The organism is Streptomyces sp. NRRL WC-3549, assembly GCF_000721935.1.
Classification (GTDB): Bacteria; Actinomycetota; Actinomycetes; order Streptomycetales; family Streptomycetaceae; genus Streptomyces.
In genome coordinates this window covers 45,438-46,443 of sequence record NZ_KL585388.1, presented here as the reverse complement: position 1 = coordinate 46,443, position 1,006 = coordinate 45,438, and the positions used below count along the sequence as shown (strand labels likewise).

Below are 1,006 nucleotides of genomic sequence, written 5' to 3'. Positions count from 1 at the left end.
GATGTGTATAAGAGACAGGGCCCGCTCGGCGAGGATCCGGGCCAGTGCCGGACGGGACACCGTCGGCCCCGCGGACGTGACCGTGACACCCGGCACCCGGGGGACCTCCGGGAGGTGGAACGCGGCGGACAGCAGCGTCACCCGTGAGTCGCCGAGCAGCCCGCAGCGCCGTACGCCCTCGGCGACGTCCGGGTCGCCGCCGGTGAACGCGACCTCGACCGACCGGTGGCTGCCGTATCCGTGGACCAGCCGTGCGATCCGGTACAGCTCGGCGTCGTCGAACAGGCCACCGGTCGGGGCGGTGACGAGCAGCGCCGGGCCCTGCGGTGTCCGGTTGGCCACCGCCCGCAGCCAGGCGACCAGATGCCGGCCGGTGCCGAACGGCTCGGCCAGCAGGGTTCCGGAGGTCTGCGCGGCGGGCAGCGCGCGCAGCGTACGTGCGGTGTCCGCGACGAGTTCGGGGTCTCTGCCCAGGGTCATCGGGACGACGCACGCGTCCTGGCCCGAGCGTCGCAGGCCGGCCAGGGCGCGGATCAGTTCGCGCCCGCCCGGGACGACGAGCACCTCCGGGCCCGCGAGGTCACGCAGCGCCCCTCCGTCCGCGGCCTCGTGGCCGTACACGGCGACGACGCGACGGTCGGTCACGGCTCAGCCTCCGACGGGGTCGTGACAGGAGACCAGCTTGGTGCCGTCCATGAAGGACGCCTCGACCTGGAGCAGCCCGAGCATCTCCCGTACGCCCGGCATGGTGTCGTCCTCGGAGACGATCTGGCGGCCGAGTTCCATGCAGTCGGCGACGCTCTTGCCGTCCCGGGCGGCCTCCAGGATCGCCTCGGTGATCAGTGCGACGGACTCGCTGTAGTTGAGCTTGAGCCCACGGCTCTGGCGTTTGCGGGCCAGGTCGGCCACCACGTACACCAGCAGCTTGTCGATCTCGCGAGGGGCGAGGTTCATCGTCGGTGCCTTTCTCATCGGTGCGGGGGGAGGGAGCGGCAGGGCTTGGAGG

General features: G+C 72.3%; 2 protein-coding genes. Both read right to left on the bottom strand.

The annotated features are described in order from the left end of the window. A partial coding sequence (locus IH13_RS0106675; protein ID WP_063837407.1) for a hypothetical protein occupies nucleotides 1-645 on the bottom strand: 645 nt, incomplete at its 3' end. 3 nt (nucleotides 646-648) lie between these two features. Next, entirely contained in the window at nucleotides 649-954 is a 306-nt protein-coding gene (locus IH13_RS0106670; RefSeq protein WP_031081886.1) for an urease subunit gamma, read from the bottom strand. Between the last annotated feature and the right edge of the window lie 52 nt (nucleotides 955-1,006).